At 46.8% G+C, this 17724-nt stretch carries 18 protein-coding genes; 1 reads left to right on the top strand and 17 read right to left on the bottom strand.

Annotated features, from left to right (window positions below; all coding sequences use genetic code 11):
- Positions 1–21 precede the first annotated feature (21 nt).
- The 10 genes from flhA to IJ23_RS19275 all read right to left on the bottom strand — a co-directional run bounded on the left by flhA (position 22) and on the right by IJ23_RS19275 (position 9787).
- Entirely contained in the window at positions 22–2121 is a 2100-nt protein-coding gene (flhA, locus tag IJ23_RS19320) for a flagellar biosynthesis protein FlhA (RefSeq protein ID WP_025998722.1), read from the bottom strand.
- Between the two features lie 210 nt (positions 2122–2331).
- Positions 2332–3462 carry a flagellar biosynthesis protein FlhB gene (gene flhB / locus IJ23_RS19315; protein ID WP_005380490.1) on the bottom strand — a complete coding sequence of 377 codons (1131 nt, stop codon included), beginning with the start codon at positions 3460–3462 and terminating at the stop codon, positions 2332–2334.
- Between the two features lie 3 nt (positions 3463–3465).
- A complete protein-coding gene (fliR, locus tag IJ23_RS19310; protein WP_005384463.1) occupies positions 3466–4248 on the bottom strand; it encodes a flagellar biosynthetic protein FliR in 783 nt (260 codons plus the stop codon).
- A gap of 8 nt (positions 4249–4256) precedes the next feature.
- Complete coding sequence (gene fliQ, locus IJ23_RS19305; RefSeq protein WP_005380488.1) at positions 4257–4526, bottom strand: flagellar biosynthesis protein FliQ; 270 nt, start codon at positions 4524–4526, stop codon at positions 4257–4259.
- 24 nt (positions 4527–4550) lie between these two features.
- Positions 4551–5420 (bottom strand): flagellar type III secretion system pore protein FliP, encoded by an 870-nt coding sequence (gene fliP / locus IJ23_RS19300; protein WP_033907110.1) that lies wholly within the window; start codon positions 5418–5420, stop codon positions 4551–4553.
- Positions 5407–5820: a flagellar biosynthetic protein FliO gene (gene fliO, locus IJ23_RS19295; RefSeq protein WP_005380480.1), complete on the bottom strand. Its 414-nt coding sequence runs from the start codon at positions 5818–5820 to the stop codon at positions 5407–5409. Before fliO ends, fliP begins: the two co-directional genes overlap by 14 nt.
- 1 nt (position 5821) lies before the next feature.
- Complete coding sequence (fliN, locus tag IJ23_RS19290; protein WP_005380479.1) at positions 5822–6232, bottom strand: flagellar motor switch protein FliN; 411 nt, start codon at positions 6230–6232, stop codon at positions 5822–5824.
- 58 nt (positions 6233–6290) lie between these two features.
- Positions 6291–7337, bottom strand: coding sequence for a flagellar motor switch protein FliM (gene fliM / locus IJ23_RS19285; protein ID WP_005380478.1), 1047 nt, complete (start codon positions 7335–7337; stop codon positions 6291–6293).
- Positions 7338–7344: 7 nt separating this feature from the next.
- A complete protein-coding gene (gene fliL, locus IJ23_RS19280; RefSeq protein ID WP_005380477.1) occupies positions 7345–7848 on the bottom strand; it encodes a flagellar basal body-associated protein FliL in 504 nt (167 codons plus the stop codon).
- Positions 7849–7933: 85 nt separating this feature from the next.
- The gene (locus tag IJ23_RS19275; protein ID WP_033907109.1) at positions 7934–9787 is read right to left on the bottom strand and encodes a flagellar hook-length control protein FliK; all 1854 of its coding nucleotides are present in this window, start codon (positions 9785–9787) and stop codon (positions 7934–7936) included.
- Between the two features lie 280 nt (positions 9788–10067).
- Between IJ23_RS19275 and IJ23_RS19270 the strand changes: the two genes are divergently transcribed.
- The gene (locus IJ23_RS19270) at positions 10068–10382 is read left to right on the top strand and encodes an NIPSNAP family protein (protein WP_033907108.1); all 315 of its coding nucleotides are present in this window, start codon (positions 10068–10070) and stop codon (positions 10380–10382) included.
- A 40-nt stretch (positions 10383–10422) separates the two neighbouring features.
- On the opposite strand, the gene fliJ is transcribed toward IJ23_RS19270, so the two are convergent.
- The 7 genes from fliJ to IJ23_RS19235 all read right to left on the bottom strand — a co-directional run bounded on the left by fliJ (position 10423) and on the right by IJ23_RS19235 (position 17716).
- Complete coding sequence (gene fliJ, locus IJ23_RS19265) at positions 10423–10866, bottom strand: flagellar export protein FliJ (protein WP_005380474.1); 444 nt, start codon at positions 10864–10866, stop codon at positions 10423–10425.
- Between the two features lie 6 nt (positions 10867–10872).
- Positions 10873–12192, bottom strand: a complete 1320-nt coding sequence (fliI, locus tag IJ23_RS19260) for a flagellar protein export ATPase FliI (protein WP_033907107.1) — start codon at positions 12190–12192, stop codon at positions 10873–10875.
- 3 nt (positions 12193–12195) lie between these two features.
- Entirely contained in the window at positions 12196–12996 is an 801-nt protein-coding gene (gene fliH, locus IJ23_RS19255; protein WP_005380472.1) for a flagellar assembly protein FliH, read from the bottom strand.
- A 71-nt stretch (positions 12997–13067) separates the two neighbouring features.
- On the bottom strand, positions 13068–14123 hold the full coding sequence (fliG, locus tag IJ23_RS19250) for a flagellar motor switch protein FliG (RefSeq protein ID WP_005380470.1): 1056 nt from the start codon (positions 14121–14123) through the stop codon (positions 13068–13070).
- Positions 14116–15858, bottom strand: coding sequence for a flagellar basal-body MS-ring/collar protein FliF (gene fliF / locus IJ23_RS19245; protein ID WP_005380462.1), 1743 nt, complete (start codon positions 15856–15858; stop codon positions 14116–14118). Before fliF ends, fliG begins: the two co-directional genes overlap by 8 nt.
- A gap of 14 nt (positions 15859–15872) precedes the next feature.
- Positions 15873–16184 (bottom strand): flagellar hook-basal body complex protein FliE, encoded by a 312-nt coding sequence (gene fliE, locus IJ23_RS19240; RefSeq protein WP_005384482.1) that lies wholly within the window; start codon positions 16182–16184, stop codon positions 15873–15875.
- 122 nt (positions 16185–16306) lie between these two features.
- Positions 16307–17716, bottom strand: coding sequence for a sigma-54-dependent transcriptional regulator (locus IJ23_RS19235; RefSeq protein ID WP_033907105.1), 1410 nt, complete (start codon positions 17714–17716; stop codon positions 16307–16309).
- Between the last annotated feature and the right edge of the window lie 8 nt (positions 17717–17724).

The following is a 17724-nucleotide window of genomic DNA, read 5'->3' as shown; positions in this document are numbered from 1 at the left end:
ATCCATTAATGATGCGTGAGATCAGTTACCCACGGCTTGCACAATTCTGATCTGTTTTTCATCCGGGATTTCTTGGTAAGACAGTACCCGGAGATTAGGTATTGTGTTCTTCACAAATTTCGCCAACGTCGAGCGTAATACACCAGAAGTAAGCAGAACGGCAGGTTCGCCTTTCAGTTCTTGTTCCTGTGTCGCTTGGCTTAGTGAAGACTGCAATCGCTCAGCGAGTCCCGGTTCAATCCCCGCGGATTCGCCTCCTGATGCTTGCATAGTTTGATGCAATATTTGTTCCAGTTCAGGTATCAAAGTAATCACTGGTAACTCAGGCTCTATACCATTGATTTCTTGAACAATTAGACGTTTAAGACTAATTCGAACTGCTGCCGTCAATATGTCAGCTTCTTGACTCTTACTTGAGTACTCAGCCAAAGTTTGAACAATCGTGCGAATATCGCGGATTGGAATGGCCTCGTTTAACAAGTTTTGTAGGACTTTCACCACCACACCTAATGGTAATTGGTCAGGAACAAAGTTCTCGACTAACTTAGGCGCGCTGCGTCCCAACATTTCTAATAAATTCTCTACTTCTTCATGACCAATTAGCTGTGATGCGTTGTTGGTCAATAGCTGGCTTAGGTGCGTCGCTAATACCGTTGATGAATCAACAACCGTATAACCCAGAGCCTGCGCGTGCTCACGCTGATCTTCTCGGATCCATACGGCTTCCAGTCCAAAAGCAGGGTCAATGGTTGGCTCACCATCAATCATGCCATACACCTGACCTGGGTTAATCGCTAGCTCTTGATCCGGACGAATCTCTGCTTCGCCCACCGCAACCCCCATCAATGTAATTCGGTAACTGTTTGGGGTCAGCTCAAGATTGTCACGAATATGAACCGCTGGAATTAGGAACCCAAAATCTTGCGATAACTTTTTACGCACGCCTTTTACGCGCTCTAGCAGTTCCCCACCTTGGTCTCTGTCCACCAAAGGGATTAAGCGATAACCGACTTCCAAGCCAATAATATCGACTGGCTGGACGTCATCCCAAGACAGTTCGCGCTGTGAGGAAGGTTCTGTACCTTCGTCTGCTGTTGCTGGTAAAGCGGGCTCTTTCGCTTTCTGCTTCTGCCGTTTGTCGATGAAATATGCCGCTGCACCGGCCGCGACTGCCAGGCTCAAAAACGCAAAGTGTGGCATGCCCGGTACGATGCCCATCACACCAAGAATAGCCGCAGTAATCATCAGCGCTTTTGGGTTGTCGAACATCTGGAAGACCAGTTGTTCCCCCATGTCTTCATCGGTGTTTTGGCGCGTCACCATCATTGCCGCTGCAATCGACAGCAATAGCGATGGGATTTGTGCGACCAAACCATCACCGATTGTCAGTAAGGTATAGATTTCAATCGCTTCACCGAAACCCAATCCATACTGCGCCATACCGATCGACAGACCGCCGACGATGTTGATAAACAGAATCAAAATACCGGCAATCGCGTCACCTTTTACGAACTTCGAGGCACCATCCATCGAGCCATAGAAATCCGCTTCTTTGGTCACTTCAAAACGACGAACTCTTGCCTGCTCTTGGTCTATCAATCCGGCATTCAAGTCGGCATCAATCGCCATTTGCTTACCCGGCAACGCATCAAGCGTAAAGCGAGCACTTACCTCAGAGATACGACCCGCACCTTTGGTCACCACCATAAAGTTGATGATCATTAAGATGAGGAAAACCACTAGGCCGACCGCGTAGTTACCACCAATAACGACGTTACCGAACGCCTCAATTACGTTACCTGCCGCATTACCGCCTTCATGACCATGCAGTAAGACGACACGAGTCGAGGCAACGTTCAAAGCCAAGCGGAGCAACGTGGCGATCAGCAATACCGTTGGAAAAGCAGCGAAGTCCAAAGGGCGACGTGTGTAAACGGTCACTAACAACACCACCATCGACAGCGCGATGTTAAAGGTGAAGAACATATCCAGCAAAAATGCTGGAATCGGCAGTACCACCATCGCTAGGGTGGCCAAAACCATCACCGGAGCACCAATAGCTGGCATTTCACGTTGAGGGATTCGTGGCAATTTATCTGCAAACGGCAGGCTTAACTTCATACTGCGAGAGATCTCAATCGATTGAAGCGTCACGTAAGCTCTTACTATTAATACGCGACCGCTTTAGCCTAAAAGTTTAGGTAGGGTTGATAATTAAAGCGTTTTAAGCAATCTATGTACCATAATTAGCGCCAAAATAATGACTAAACACTCAAATAGAGCTTAGCTTTTGATCAAACGAGCTTTTTTAAGGCTTTACCGCTTTTCGTATCAATGACGGTGCTCGGGCGGGATTGGCAAATCATAATCTTGAATTTTCGGGCGCTGTCCACCTCGTTTTCGGTATTGCTTCAATTGGAATACAAATGCCAAAACCTGAGCGACGGCAGTAAATAACCCATCGGGGATCTCTTGCTCGAGCTCTGTCGTGTGGTACAACGCACGAGCCAAAGGTGGTGCGGGCACAATCGTAATGTCATGTTCGCGGGCGACTTCTCGAATCTTCATCGCCATGTGGTCAGTACCTTTAGCGATCACGACTGGCGCACGGTCTGTCTTCTGTTTATAACGAAGCGCTACCGAGAAGTGCTCTGGGTTAGTAACAATAACATCAGCTTGAGGAACGTCCGCCATCATTCGACGTTGAGCCGCTTCCCTTTGCAACATACGAATACGGCCTTTCACTTCCGGCTTACCTTCAGTCTCTTTGTATTCGTCTTTGACTTCTTGCTTGGTCATTTTTAACTGATCGGCGTGCTGCCAAATTTGAAATGGAATATCGATGGCAACCACAATCAATAGCGAGCAACTGATCAGCAAAATAAAGTTCAGCAAAATATCTAAAGCATGGAAGATGTTTTGCGGATACACATCCATGCTCAATTGAATCAGATCGGCCTGTGATGCTTGGATCAAATAGATGGCGACACCAGTGACCAGAACCACTTTAAGGATTGATTTGATCAACTCTACCCAGCTTTGCATTCCAACCATTCGCTTTAAGCCGCTAAGCGGATTCATTTTCGACAGCTTGGGCATGGCCGCTTGGGCAGAAAAACTGATTCCTCCCACACCTGCTGCTCCAATCATGGCGGCGGTAAACAATGTCGCTAACACCAAAAATAGTGGGAACAACAAATCACTCATCGCGCCCAAAGCGATATCAAACAGTTTTGCAGTATCGAAAATCTCTTCTCGTTGAAGATCAAATAAACGGCTCATTATGGAAAACAATGAACGTGCTAACGCCTCGCCAAACCACATCAATGAAATGGCGCCAACGATCAGCACAGATGCTGATGCAAGCTCTTTAGATCGAGCGACCTGCCCCTTTTCTCTGGCTTGTTGTAACCGTCGGGGCGTGGCTTCTTCGGTGCGTTCCTGACCGTCTGATTCTGCCAAATCTTAGCACTCCAAGCGAATAAGCCGACAAATCTGCGCCTCACCCACTGTCCAGAACATTTCATAATGACTGTATAGACCAGCCAGTATGTACCAACAAAGTAATAGACCCACCATCAAAGCAAAAGCAAAACCAAGCGAGAAGATATTCAGCTGTGGTGCGGCACGGGTCATTACACCAAACGACAAGTTAATGGTCAGTAGTGCAATAATGCCGGATAGAGACATACTCAATGCCGTTTGGAACATAATACCAAGCCAGCCTGCCATTTCACGGAAATCAACCGCGTTGAGCGAGCCGGAGCCAATCGGCAAAGTTTTAAAACTGAACACCACCAATTGCAGCATTTTTAAGTGTCCATCGGTGGCAAGGAAAAACATTGTCGTTAAGAACATGAATAACTGGCCAAGCAATGGCGTGTTCTGACCATTTGCGGGATCAACCATAGAAGCAAAGCCCAAACTTGATTGCATACCCAATATTTGACCAAGTAGGACAAAGGTTTGAATCATAAATTGAGTAACCATACCCATCGCTATGCCGATGATCATTTGCTCGGCAATGGTCATGAAGCCACGAAACGAGAGTAGCTCAATGTCTTGAGGTACGGCGGGGATAGCTGGCATGACAGCGAAAGTGATGGCTAAACCGAGGTAAAGGCGGATTCTTGGCGAAACAAATCGGGCCCCGGTTACTGTCATCACCATCAACATGGATGAGATACGAACATAGGGCCAGAAGTAGTTTGCGATCCAATCTAAGACAACGCTAGTGGGGTACTCCATAGGCGCCTCTAATAAAGCACCTGAGGTAAGCGTTCAATCAAGCCATAGAAATATTCCATCAACATTTGCGTCATCCAATGCCCAAACAGCATCAGGGCCAAAAGCGTGACAATCAAACGCGGTAAGAAGCTCAATGTTTGTTCGTTGATGGAAGTCGCAGCTTGAAAAATCGCGACTACAAGGCCGATAAGCAAGCTTGGGATGATAATAGCGCAGACCATGATAAGCACCATCCAAAGTGCTTCACGGAAAAGCTCGACAAACATTTCTGGTGTCATGTCTTATCCTCTATCTGCGCTTATCTAAAGGGCAAAGCTGCCCGCAAGTGTCGAGAGTATCAAGTTCCAACCATCGACCAATACGAACAACATCAACTTGAACGGCAACGAAACAATCATTGGTGACAACATCATCATACCCATTGCCATCAGTACCGAAGCGACTACAAGGTCAATGATCAAAAACGGCAAGAAGAGCATAAAGCCAATTTGGAATGCAGTTTTTAGCTCTGAGGTGATAAAAGCCGGAATCAATACCTCCATCGACACATCTTCTGGATCCTCGACTTGCTCTCCTGACATGGTAACAAACGTCTCCAAATCTTTGATTCGCGTCTGTTTAAGCATGAATGCTTTCATTGGCGCTTGTGCAGCATCAAACGCTTCTCGCGCCGTGACTTGCTCGTTCAAATAAGGCTGAACAGCTTTGTCGTTGATTTCGTTCAGGACAGGAGACATAACAAAAAAGGTCAAAAACAGCGCAATACCAATAATAACCTGATTAGAAGGCGTTTGTTGCAAACCCATTGCCTGACGCAATATCGACATTACCACCACAATTCGAGTGAACGAGGTCATCAGAATCACCATGGCAGGCAAGAAGCCAAGCATGGTCATTAACGCTAAAATTTGTAGTGTAACCGAGTAGTCTTCACTGCCATCAGGGTTCGTGGTCATGGTGAATGCTGGAATACCACCGCCACTAGAAACGGACATAGCACGGCTAGCACCAGTATCACTTTGCATAGCCTGAACTGTAACACCACTTCCATCGGCTAAGTTATCTGGCAGCGCTGACTCCTCTGCTTCAGCAAAGGTAAATGAAGAAAACAGCACGCCGACAAAAAGTAACAACGTACTCAGGAGCAAACGAATTGGATTACCCTTTGTCATGTTTTTTGATCAGCTGGCTAAATTGAGTCGCAAAAGCATTGGTCGCCAACTCTTCCTCTTTCAGTGGCTTATCTAACTTGGCTAAAGTTTGGATCGATTGGCTAGTAATCCCAACCAAAAACTGTTCTTCACCCACTTGAACTACTGCGATTCTTTCTTTTGTACCCACTGGCAACTGACTCACTATACGCAAGCCCTTTTGTTGTCCCATCGCTGGCACTTGCATACGTTTCAGCAACCAAGCCAGCAAAAGAATCACGCCGATTACAAGCACAAGCGAGCCAAGTGTCGTCGCAAGATCCAGATTATTTGGTGCGGCAGCAAATGCATAAGGAGCACTTAGCATTAAGCTCAGTGCTCCAGTGATTTGCTTCAATCGCATTTTGATTGAACGACTCATCTTAACGCAGCTTCTTAATTCGTTCAGTTTGGCTGATCACATCCGTCAAACGGATACCAAACTTATCGTTGACGACCACGACTTCGCCGTGAGCAATCAAAGTACCGTTAACCAATACGTCGAGCGACTCACCGGCTAGACGATCCAACTCAACAACCGAACCTTGGTTAAGCTGCAACAGGTTCCGAATGCTAATTTGAGAACGACCGACTTCCATCGAAATCGTCACCGGGATATCCATAATAGTGTCGAGTTTACGACGCTCATCTTCGCTAATTGGGCTTGAAGTGTCTTTTAGCTCTTCCAGTGGCGCAGCCAATACTTCATCTACGTCTACAGAAGGGGCAGACGGGTCTTCGCCAAGAGCGGCTGCCCATTCGTCTGCTAGCTTTTGATCGTCACTTGGTTCCATTTTTCTATCCTGTGTTACGCCTTACTCATGCCATAGCATGTCTATTTAATAAGGTATCTTAATGGTCTATATCGTCTTCACTCTCAAGCTCGGACATGATGTCTTTACCTAAGAAAGCTAAATCTGTTTTGACGACATGTGGGCGCTCAATTTCCTCAGAAATTTGCACCGCTAATTTGTCTTCCGATCGACCCATTTTTACGCGATAGGTCGGTAGGTCTTCTACAAACATCGTCGCATGTTCTGGCATTTCAATCGGGATGATATCGCCCGGTTGCAGCTCCATGAGATCACGCAAAGAAATGTCTTTTTCGAGCAAGTTCACGCGGAAGTTAACCGGACAATCCATGATCTCTTCACGTAGTGCTGAGCTCCAGCGAACGTCCGTTTCCATCTTGTCGGACTGAACACCTGCATCCAATAGTTCACGGATAGGCTCAACCATGGAGTAAGGCATAACGACATGAAAATCGCCGCCACCGCCGTCAACTTCTATATGGAAGGAACTCACGACAATCACTTCTGTCGGGCTGACAATGTTTGCCATACTTGGGTTTACTTCAGAGTCGAGATATTCGAACTCTACCCCCATCACTGGCGACCACGCTTCTTTATAATCTTCAAATACAATTTTCAGTAACAACTGAATGATGCGGCGTTCCGTTGGGGTAAATTCACGGCCTTCGATTTTGGCGTGGAATCGACCATCACCGCCAAAGAAGTTTTCTACCAGAATAAAGACTAAACGAGCCTCCATGGTGATCAACGCAGTGCCTTTTAACGGACGAAAACGCACCATGTTCAAACTGGTTGGCACGTACAATGTGTTCTGGTATTCACCAAACTTCATCATCTGCACGCCATTGATCGACACCTCTGCCGTTTTACGCAGCATATTAAACAGACTAATACGCATGTGCCGTGCGAAGCGCTCGTTGATAAGTTCGAGCGTCGGCATTCGACCACGTACGATTCTGTCTTGCGACGAGAAATCAAAATTGACGGCACCCTCAGTGTCGTTTTCTATCGGTTCATCGACGTCATCAACATCGTCAACCCCATGCAATAGCGCATCAATTTCGTCTTGGCTTAATAGATCGGTCACGTTTTACCTATTGAATAACAAAATCTGTAAACAGTACTTTTTCAATCACTGGCTTACCGACCGCAGCATTCAGCGCTGCTTTGATATCTTCGGAAGCACGATCGCGCAATTCCACTCGTCCTGTAGGAGAGCGCAATTGATCAACCGTCGCGGAAGCAAACGTTGATAGCATAGAGCTTTCAATCAGTGGCGAATGATACCGCGCCAACTCTTCATTTTCTGCACCGCGAACCATTAACTGCGCTTTAATTTGAACCAGCCTATCGCGGCTATCCCCAGTAACGTTAAATACAAATGCCTGAGGAAGATTCACATACGCGATGGGCGCAGCATCCGATGCCTTCACTTGAGCCTGTTGAGACGATTCAGCCTGAGCAGGTTCATCAGAGCCCATTAGAAAAAATGCCGCTGCCCCGCCACCAAGTAGTAATACTACAACAGCGATGATGATGATAAGTAACTTGCTTTTTCCTTTCGGCGCATCGGCCCCTTGTAACTGTTCTTCTGCCATTCTTGTCTCTTATTGTTCTTTTGAGTTACCAAGACGTTTTAGTGAGTTGCTTGGTAACCATATTCCATTGCCGTTAAACGGCCTTTTATGCGTAAAAACTAATTCCATCACGCTTTGAAGCGACATTCAAATCCAGATTGACATCAGATTCAAAACCCTCTTCGGACTGTCCAGAAAAACCGCCACTTTGCGCGCTTTGACCATGTTGTTCAGCAGTATACCTACCTTGCTGTTGCCCGCTGTTTTGTTGCTGGACGGAAGAATCAGCCAGCTGCATACCTTGTTGCGCTAGCATTTCTCTCAAACGAGGGAGCGTCTGTTCAATAATGTCACGAGCTTGCGGGTTGTTCACTGTAAAATGTACATTGGCAACGTCGTTATTCATGGTCATACGAATTTGCATACGACCTAACTCTGGTGGATCAAGACGAATATCGAGATTTTTCAGATTCTTCGACATCATCATTTGCACTTTTTCCGCAACTTGCTCGTTGGCTAGCTCTTTAGTTAGTTGCAACGGAAGCTGAGCTTGTTGTGCAGCATCAATACGCGCTTGTTGCTGTACATTAATTCCTTGCTGACCTGCCATAGCCTGAAGCTGTCCAGCGAAGCCGTGTTGGAGGTCCGGCTTATCTTGTTTATCAGCAGTCGCCTTTAGCGCACCAGTCGCCAATGCTGCGTTCATCACTTTCTGGCTAATCTCTCCGTCTTTCACACCTTGAAGCGACGTCGGCACTTGCGCGGCTATCAACGTATCAGGCGTTGGAGATAATGCGACTTTATCTCCACTATGAGCAGTTTGTGGCTGGGGTACTTGAGCCGCTGTATGCTGGATTTGCTGAGACACTGCCATAGGTCCAGCCTGGCGAGTTAAATTATGTTGTACTTGTTGCTCTGCGAGAATCTGTTTAATGTCATTAGGGAGCGCAACAAATTGGGCAAGGTCTTGATCAGGAATATCCGCCGTGATCCTTCCTTGTTTCAACCCTTCAATGATCTGAGCTTCTTGCTGAGTCAGTGGTTTTCCTTGCGCCAACTTAGTATCTATAACTTCAAGCTCATCCAAGGAGACTCGTGGAAGCGCGTCGATGTTGGAACCATCAACGTCTGTTAACAACGGCGACAGATCATTAGCTACTTCACCACTGACTGCGCTCTTATCCGTCGGATGGCTGGCTTGTTTCGCTAGCTCTTGCCAAGCAGCAAACTCAGGCGAAAGTTTGTCGACATCGATAGGTTGACCATTCTTATCTAAAATTGGCTCTAAGTCTTGTCCTGGGATCATCTGTGCTTGTTCAAGCGAATGAACTGATGGCGTTTCATTCAAAGCCAGCTCATCAAGGTGTGTCGAAACGGTTGCTTGCTCGTGGAACGAATGCACTAAATTCGCGCTCTGAGGCAAAACTTTGCCACTATCGATGGATGCATTACTCGCATTCAGGGTTTGATTCGCTTGTTCAATTCGACCAAGAAGCTGTTGTCCTTCGCCCATCGTGCTTTTTACGTCCACTGTATTTGATGGGTTGCTCGTATCGATTGATGTTGATTTCACTTTTTCAATAGCTTCAACATCATTCTCCAAAGGTGTGCTGTTACTCGCCTTTTGTAAACTTGCTTCTTCACTTAAGGTTGCATTCGGTTTGTTTGCTGATATTTCATCAAAACCATGGGTCTCGTCACTGACGGATTCTTGGCTTTCTTGCGCCAACAATTCGTCCGAGACGTTAGCAGAAGAAGTACTGCCTACATCCGCTCTTTCTTTTTCTTCAACCACTGTCGATTCTGTTGCTACTTTTTCGGGCTTTTGTTTACCAGCAAACGCATCGGTTAACGTTTCTAAAAATCCCTTGCTCTCAGTGCTCTCTGCGGACGCTTTAGCGGACACATCAGAAACTGGCGTCTTGGTAGTCGCAGATACATGGGACAAATTCACACTCATTTAGAAACTCTCGTTCTCGTGGCTCTGAGTATATCGCTGGCAGGCAGCAATACTGGCGGCAAACTAAGGTCAAAAAGACCCGACACTGACAGCTAAAATGCAAAAATCACACCACAATATTGGGCCAATTCTCGGCAAGCTAATAGATGGCATGTTTATGGAACAAACATCAACAATACTATCCGATAACCTGGTTCCTAACATGATGTACAGCTACTTGATTGACTTTGAAAAACGATAAGCGTAAACAGACACTTGGCTTAACAATTAAGGAATCACTTTGAAGATCACAGAATTACGCCAATATAGAATCAGAGCAGGCAAAACAGAACAGTGGCTAAGTTGGATGAAGGAAGAACTGTTGCCCTATCAACGCTCACAAGGCATGCGTGTACTGAATACTTACGTCCACACTGGTGATGATGGACATGACTATTTTGTTTGGCTTCGAGAGTTCGACAATGAACAAGCACGCCAGGCTCTCTACGAAAAAACATACAACGAGTGGTGGGTTCGCGAGATTCGACCGAAGGTATTTGAGCTAATTGAACAAGACTCAATCAAAGTTACCTTACTTGAAACGGTAGAGATGTAGTCAACTGCAACACCGTAATGCAACATCGAACCGATAACCTTTAGAAACGATGTGGTTTTCGACTGTAAAGTAAGGTGGAAAACTCGTCCATTTGCTTTTGTTCGCGCTTAGCTTCAGCAAGTTGTTTCTCTTTTTCGCGTTTGTCTATCATCCACTCATAGGATTTGCGTTCTTTACGCACGGTTAACCAATATTCTTTACAGTTTTCAACCTGCTCTTTGAAATGACTTTCTGCTTGCTTTTGCTTAGATAAAGTTTCATCTAGCTGGGTAAGGAATCGATTTAGGTGTCCATATTGACTTGCCGTTAGGCCCGCCTGACCACGGTCGACGAGTTGCTGGCAATAATCAAGCCGATACTTTTCAATTTGTTCAACCTGACGGTAATAATCTTCGAGTTCAGAACGCGCTTTGTTCAGTGCAAGCACAGCTTGGTCTTCACGATCCTTAGTTTGCTCAAGTAGAAACTCCATCGCATTATTCACGCGCTATCACCCACCCAAAATGTTTCTAAGCATATTGACGCACATATCGTATGGCACCGATTCTTTCATGCTCTGCTGCAAGTATTCGTCTAACTTCGGTTTCAAAGTAAATGCGCCATCAATAGCAGGATCGGTACCCGGTTTGTACGCTCCAATCGAGACCAAATCTTGATTCTTGCGACAAATAGACAAGACCTGTCGCACCGCTTTTGACATCAGAACGTGCTCTTCGGTCGTGATTTGCGGCATAACACGGCTCACCGACTTCTCGACATCAATCGCCGGATAATGGCCTGCATCCGCCATTTCACGAGAAAGTACAATATGGCCATCAAGAATGGCTCGCGATGCGTCCGCTATCGGATCTTGCAAATCATCCCCTTCGGTCAACACGGTAAAGAACGCCGTAATCGAGCCTTGTTCGGCACTTCCATTACCCGCTCGCTCAACCAGCGCTGGCAGCTTGGCAAATACAGAAGGCGGGTAGCCTTTCGTCGCTGGCGGCTCACCAACAGAAAGTGCGATTTCACGCTGTGCTTGTGCAAAACGAGTCAACGAGTCCATCAATAGCAGAACATCTAACCCTTGGTCCCGGAAGTATTCAGCAATCGTTAATGCCGTTTGGCACCCCTTTAAGCGCATTAGAGGTGAAGCATCGGCAGGCGCCGCGACCACCACTGAGCGGCGACGACCGTCCTCACCCAAGATCTCTTCGATGAACTCTTTAACTTCACGTCCACGCTCACCTATCAGGCCGACGACCACAACCTGTGCGGTGGTGCCTCGCGTCATCATGCCAAGCGTGACCGATTTACCCACACCAGAACCTGCAAACAGACCGATACGCTGACCTTTACCAACCGTCAACAAACCATTGATGGCTTTTAGGCCAACATCGAGCGGTTCAGAAATTGGCTTTCGAGCCAACGGGTTGATTGGTTCGGCATTAAAAGAGGCACGGTGATCGGTATACAAAGGGCCAAGTCCATCAAGTGGATTCCCAACCCCGTCTATCACGCGCCCAAGTAACTCCATGCCGACAGGCAAACCAGCGTCACTGGTTAAAGGGGTGACTCTCGCGCCAGGTAAAATGCCCGTAATTTGTTCGCTTGGCATTAAAAATAGGTTGTCACCTGAAAAGCCGACAACCTCGGCTTCCATCTGACCTGACATGGTTTCCACTAAGCATAAACTGCCAATTGGTGCGCGACAGCCGGTCGCTTCCAACGTTAACCCAACCACACGCACCAGTTTGCCAGAGGCGACAGGACGCGTCGTAATGCCTTCAACTTTGTAGCTTTTTAAGCGGTCAGAGAGTGCTTGCATGGATTACTCGCCCTCTTGATGACGGTTTGCGCCACAAAAGCTGTGCAATACGCTTTTGACGCGTTCTTCCATGCGATAATTAATGCTTGATTCACCGGCTTCAATCTGGACGTCACCTCGATTGAGCGATGGCTCAGCAACTAACGTCCAGTTGCGACAATCAAGGTCTTCTTCACCATAAGCTGAACGAATAATAGCGACATCTTCTGGATTCAGGTGCAAGGTAATAGGGTGGCCTGATATTGGTAGCGCCTCGACCGACTGCTTCACTGTATCTAAAATAATTTGAGGGTTGGTTTGTACTTCAACGTGCACCACTTCTTTGACTAAGCAGAGCACCATATCCACCAGCTGCTTTTCAACCTGAGCATTCATCAACTCCAAAGGTTGAGCAAACTGATTGGCCAAGTTCATAAAAGTTTCAACTTGCTGCTGAATGTATTCTTGCCCTGCAGTTACCCCTTCAGCTTTTCCGAGCTCGAGACCTTCAGCATGGCCGGCTTGCAACCCTTCTTCTTTACCTTTGTCGTAACCTTGCTTAAAGCCAGCTTCCTGACCTTGATGTAAGCCTTCTTGATAAGCACCTTGCTTAATCAGTTCAATTTGCTCTTCGGTTAGCGCAAGTGGCTGCTCTTCTTCAGGCTCATCAAAATTCGGCACCCATCCCGGGTCATAGTTGAACGCGGTTTGTTTTGCTTGTTTGGCTTTAGGCTCGCCATAATCAGGCAGCCCCCAACGTTGAGGTTCGATCATCGAATCATCTTCATCAGGACGGATAAATCCACGTTTTCTATCGCCAGCCATGGGTTACCTATTGTGTGTTCGATTAAGAAGTGAGGGTGCTCCGCAATAGGATAATTGCGAAGCAATAGAAATTATAAGAATTCGTCAGCACCGCCAGACAACATGAGCTCACCAGCATCCGCCATTCGACGGGCAATTGCTAAGATTTCTTTCTGAGCGGCTTCTACATCTGCCACTCGTACTGGCGGCATCGCTTCTATATCATCACGCATCATATCAGCAGCACGTTTAGACATGTTCTTGAAGACTTTCTCACGTAACGAGTCATCTGCACCTTTGAGTGCTTTTTGCAACACGTCTTGTGGTACGTCACGCAGCAACTTCTGAATACCTTGGTCGTCCACTTCGACTAAGTTTTCGAAGACAAACATTAGGTCTTGGATTTGCGTCGCCATGTCTTCGTCCTGATCGCGAATTTGTTCCATCAACAAACCTTCAACGTTGTTGTCTAGGTAGTTCATGATCTCCGCTGCTGCTTTCAGGCCGCCAATTTTGGCTGCTTGTGCACCCGCTTGACCCGCGAACTGTTTCTCCATGATTTCGTTCAGCTCTGCCAATGCTGATGGCTGAACTTCTTCAAGGTTGGCAATACGCATCATCAGATCCAAACGCACGCGCTCAGGGAACTGAGACAAAATCTCTGCAGATTGGTCTGCTTCTAAATAAGACAGTACGATAGTTTGAATCTGTGGGTGTTCATTGACAATAATGCTCGCCACTTGGCGTGGGTCCATCCATTTCAAAGAATCCAAACCTTTTGAGCCCGTACCAAGTAGGATCTGGTCAACTAAGTTGTTGGCTTTGTCTTCACCAAGAGCGGCAACCAGTGCATTACGCATAAAGTCTTCGCTGCCCATACCAATGTTGGTGTATTTCTGGATATCCTCCAAAAACGCACGATGAACAGCAGATACCTTGTCTTGGCTGAGATCCTTCGCGCGAGCCATCGCACTACCAACACGCTGAACCTGTTTTGGTTCTAGGTGACGGATAATGCCAGCTGCATCTTGTTCATTAAGGCTCAGTAGCAAAATTGCCGCTTTTTCTTCGCCAGTAATGGTTGAAACATCCAGCTCTACTGGCATTCCCGCGGCGTTGTCATCTTGAGGTACGATATCGTTAGCCATTGTCATTCATCCAGTTTTTCACTACTTGAGCAGCCAGTTCAGGTTCATTCGCAACCAGAGCGCGAACCGCTTTCAATACATCTTCATCTTTATGAAGGTTTGGCAAATCAATACTTGAGCCAAACTCGAACAGTTCGCTGCTTTCGATGTCACTGCCAATCAAGCTAGTTTCACCATCCGCACCAATCGGCAAGCCGTCTGGTCCGTACATTTCGTCTTCATCATCGCTGGTAGGGTTAAGCAATTTCTTCATTGCTGGGCGAACCAGAACCAACACAACCACAATAATCACTAATGCACTTGCGAACCAACGAACCCAATCACTGAAGTTAGGGTGCTCCCAAATTGGTGGTTCTTCTAGCTGCTCAGCCTCTGGTTCAGCAAACTTTACACTCAATACATTCAGCAAATCGCCACGGCCTTGATCAAAGCCAACGGTACCAATTAATACTTGGCGAATGGCATTGATTTCAGATTCGGACATTGGGGTATAAGTCACTTCACCCGTATCAGGGTTAACTTGACGACGGTCTTTAATCGCAACAGAAACGGTCTGACGAGCCACCGTCCCGGTCTGCTTTCGCTCGTGGCTGATGGTGGTATCTAGCTCAAAGTTACGCGTGGACTCTTTACGAACTGACCCCTGCCCCATGACAGAACCATCTTTCATTTGAGCCACATCTTGCGGAATAGAGGCATCCGCTGGAGGCTGATTACTCAACGCACCCGGAATACCCGCTACCATGTTACCGTTATTGTAATCTTCGAGTGCGTACTCACTGCGGGTCGCAGGGGTGTTTGGATCAAAACGTTTGCGAGTTTGTTCAACCGCACTGAAATCCATTTGGATATCAACCTGCGCCGTATAGTTGCCATAACCTAAAATGGGTAATAGTACGGAATCAATTTTTTCGCGCAGCGCTTGCTCTTGGCTGCGTTCTAATTCTTGTTCTTTGCGTCGCGCCGCAGAAGCAGGATCTTGGGAGCCTGAGCTGAGTAAGCGGCCATGCTGATCTGTGACGGTAATTCGAGAAGTTTTCATTCCCGGCACGGCACTCGCTACCATGTCGACAATAGAATCCACTTCTTGCTGCTTAAGGTTAGTGCCTGTCGACAATGTCAAAAATACCGACGCAGACGCTTCTTGGTTATGACGCACAAATACGCTGTGCTTTGGCAGTGCCAATAACACTCGTGCTTTGCGAACTTGCTTCATTTCTTCAATTGCTTGAGCCAATTGGCGCTCTCGACTGAGTTTGAGACGCTCTTGCTCGAGACGTTGTGAAACACCAAAACCCATGTCTTGCAGCAAAATATCATCGCCTGCTTCTGTAGCTTGGTTAACGCCGGAACGAACCATGCCAAGTTTGATCGAGTTGTACTCACTCGATTCAACAGAAACAGTATTGCCATCAAGCTTATAATTGATTTTCTGCTGGTCCAGATAATCCAGAACGGGGATCAATTCTTCGGTCTCATACGCACCAAGTGGGCGCATCTCCGGTTCTTTGACCCAAAAGAACAGCATCACGATCAATGCAACACAGATGGATATCGACAGCACAAGCACAACCTGACGAAGTAAATCGAGGTCGCCCACTGCCATATCGAATTTTGACGCACTGCGCTCCTCTAGATCTGGATTTTGACTCTCCACATCCACATCGGAACTTGCTACCAGTGCACCATCTGAGCCGCCTTCAGTGACGGTTAAATCTGTAGACTTGTCTGCCACACTTATTACCTAAATTACACTGGCATGTTCATGAGGTCTTTATATGCCTCAACGAGTTTATTGCGAATTTGAACCGTCGCATCAAAAGCGACACTAGACTTGTTACGAGCGATCATAACGTCAGAAAGGGATACATCGGCATCACCACGATCAAAACGGGTTTGTAAATCACCAGATGCTTTTTGAAGTGTGTTCACGTTATTGATGGCTTTAGTTAGGAGATCGTTAAAATCCGCTCCAACTTTCGCCCCACTTGCAGTAGGAGCCGTATTGGTTGCTTCTACCATCATGGCGCGCATTTCTGCCTGAATACCATCAATTTTCATTAGCACCTCTAAGCCAAAAGATTGACTATTAACAAAACTGATTATTGACACAGCAATTAACGTGCCATAAGACATTAGCAATCAATTTACTTACACTTTTTGTCTTATGGCCGTTGTCTGTGTTAATTCGGGATATCTATACCAGCATCACGCATTTTGGCAAGCTTATAGCGCAAGGTTCGAGGACTTATACCCAGTTTCTCCGCCATTTCTTTGCGTCGACCATTACACTCAACCAAAGTCTCTAAAATAATGGCGTATTCTTGATCGCGCAGCTCGCTGCCTAAGCCTTCTCCACCAGTTACGGGGCGGCTGACATTCTCAGCTTGCGCAACTGGCTTAACATTGGGCACGACCATATCTGCATTTTGCACCACGTGTTGTAAGCTATTGGCATCTTGCCAATCTATGCCCTCAAGCAAAATGTGCTCAGCATCGATGTCGCCATTTTCACTTAATATCAGCGCTCGTTGAACCACGTTATCCAATTCACGAACATTACCCGGCCAAGGGTATTGCAATAGTTTTTCTAACGCAACGGTCGAGAATTGAGGCACTGGCATGCCCATTTTGCTGCAATGACGCTCAGCAAGATGCTTGGCAAGCGGTGCAATATCGCCTTTACGTTCTTTAAGTGCAGGCCACGCAATTGGGAATACATTCAGGCGGTAATATAAGTCCTCTCTGAAGTTTCCTTCTGACACGTATTGCTTAAGATCACGGTTACTCGTCGCTAACACACGAACATCTAACTTGATGCTTTTGCGACTACCTAGGCGCTCTACTTCTCGCTCTTGCAAAACACGCAACAACTTCGCTTGCAGGTTCAAGTCCATCTCACTGATTTCATCAAGTAAGATTGTGCCACCTTGTGCTTGTTCAAACTTTCCTGGGCATGCCTGAACAGCACCAGTAAATGCGCCCTTTTCATAGCCAAACAGTGTTGCTTCGAGCATATTGTCAGGAATCGCGGCACAGTTAATTGCGACAAAAGGACCATTTTTACGATTTGACGCGTTGTGAATATAGCGCGACATCACTTCTTTACCTGAGCCACTAGGACCTAGCACCATAACATTCGCATCTGTACGTGCCACTTTATCGGCCAACGCAAGTAGACGCAGACTTTTTTCATCTGCCACGACCGCGTCACCATTGTCATCGCTTTTGATCGGTGCATATCGACTGACCATGTTCAGCAATACTTCTGGTGCAAATGGTTTCGCCATGTAGTCAATCGCGCCATCTTTCATTGCAGACACGGCATCTTCAATGTTGGCGTACGCCGTCATTAGCAATACTGGTAAGTTAGGCCAATTCTGCTTGATGCTTTTGAGCAGAGCTAAGCCACCCATACCCGCCATTTGCACATCAGAAACGACGATATCAACCGTATTCGATTTCAGCTTTAACAGTGCATCTTCAGCACAGTCCGCTTCCAACCACTCATACCCTGCCAGAGCCAGAGTATCGACTAGGGCTTCACGAAGACCTTCATCGTCTTCTACGATCAGCACTTTGCTTTGCGCCATTATGATTC

Origin of the sequence: Vibrio sp. OY15, from assembly GCF_000742455.1 — a bacterium.
GTDB lineage: Bacteria > Pseudomonadota > Gammaproteobacteria > Enterobacterales > Vibrionaceae > Vibrio > Vibrio alginolyticus.
Note: the sequence above shows the minus strand (reverse complement) of the source record. Positions and strands in the feature narration are given on the sequence as shown.

What these genes read in the sequence shown, in the direction of transcription:
- flhA (WP_025998722.1), bottom strand. Translation starts at nt 2,121, where the DNA reads ATGAAGTTAAGCCTGCCGTTTGCAGATAAATTGCCACGAATCCCTCAA.
- fliR (WP_005384463.1), bottom strand. Translation starts at nt 4,248, where the DNA reads ATGGAGTACCCCACTAGCGTTGTCTTAGATTGGATCGCAAACTACTTC.
- fliQ (WP_005380488.1), bottom strand. Translation starts at nt 4,526, where the DNA reads ATGACACCAGAAATGTTTGTCGAGCTTTTCCGTGAAGCACTTTGGATG.
- fliP (WP_033907110.1), bottom strand. Translation starts at nt 5,420, where the DNA reads ATGACAAAGGGTAATCCAATTCGTTTGCTCCTGAGTACGTTGTTACTT.
- fliO (WP_005380480.1), bottom strand. Translation starts at nt 5,820, where the DNA reads ATGAGTCGTTCAATCAAAATGCGATTGAAGCAAATCACTGGAGCACTG.
- fliN (WP_005380479.1), bottom strand. Translation starts at nt 6,232, where the DNA reads ATGGAACCAAGTGACGATCAAAAGCTAGCAGACGAATGGGCAGCCGCT.
- fliL (WP_005380477.1), bottom strand. Translation starts at nt 7,848, where the DNA reads ATGGCAGAAGAACAGTTACAAGGGGCCGATGCGCCGAAAGGAAAAAGC.
- IJ23_RS19275 (WP_033907109.1), bottom strand. Translation starts at nt 9,787, where the DNA reads ATGAGTGTGAATTTGTCCCATGTATCTGCGACTACCAAGACGCCAGTT.
- fliI (WP_033907107.1), bottom strand. Translation starts at nt 12,192, where the DNA reads ATGCAAGCACTCTCTGACCGCTTAAAAAGCTACAAAGTTGAAGGCATT.
- fliH (WP_005380472.1), bottom strand. Translation starts at nt 12,996, where the DNA reads ATGGCTGGCGATAGAAAACGTGGATTTATCCGTCCTGATGAAGATGAT.
- fliG (WP_005380470.1), bottom strand. Translation starts at nt 14,123, where the DNA reads ATGGCTAACGATATCGTACCTCAAGATGACAACGCCGCGGGAATGCCA.
- fliE (WP_005384482.1), bottom strand. Translation starts at nt 16,184, where the DNA reads ATGAAAATTGATGGTATTCAGGCAGAAATGCGCGCCATGATGGTAGAA.
- IJ23_RS19235 (WP_033907105.1), bottom strand. Translation starts at nt 17,716, where the DNA reads ATGGCGCAAAGCAAAGTGCTGATCGTAGAAGACGATGAAGGTCTTCGT.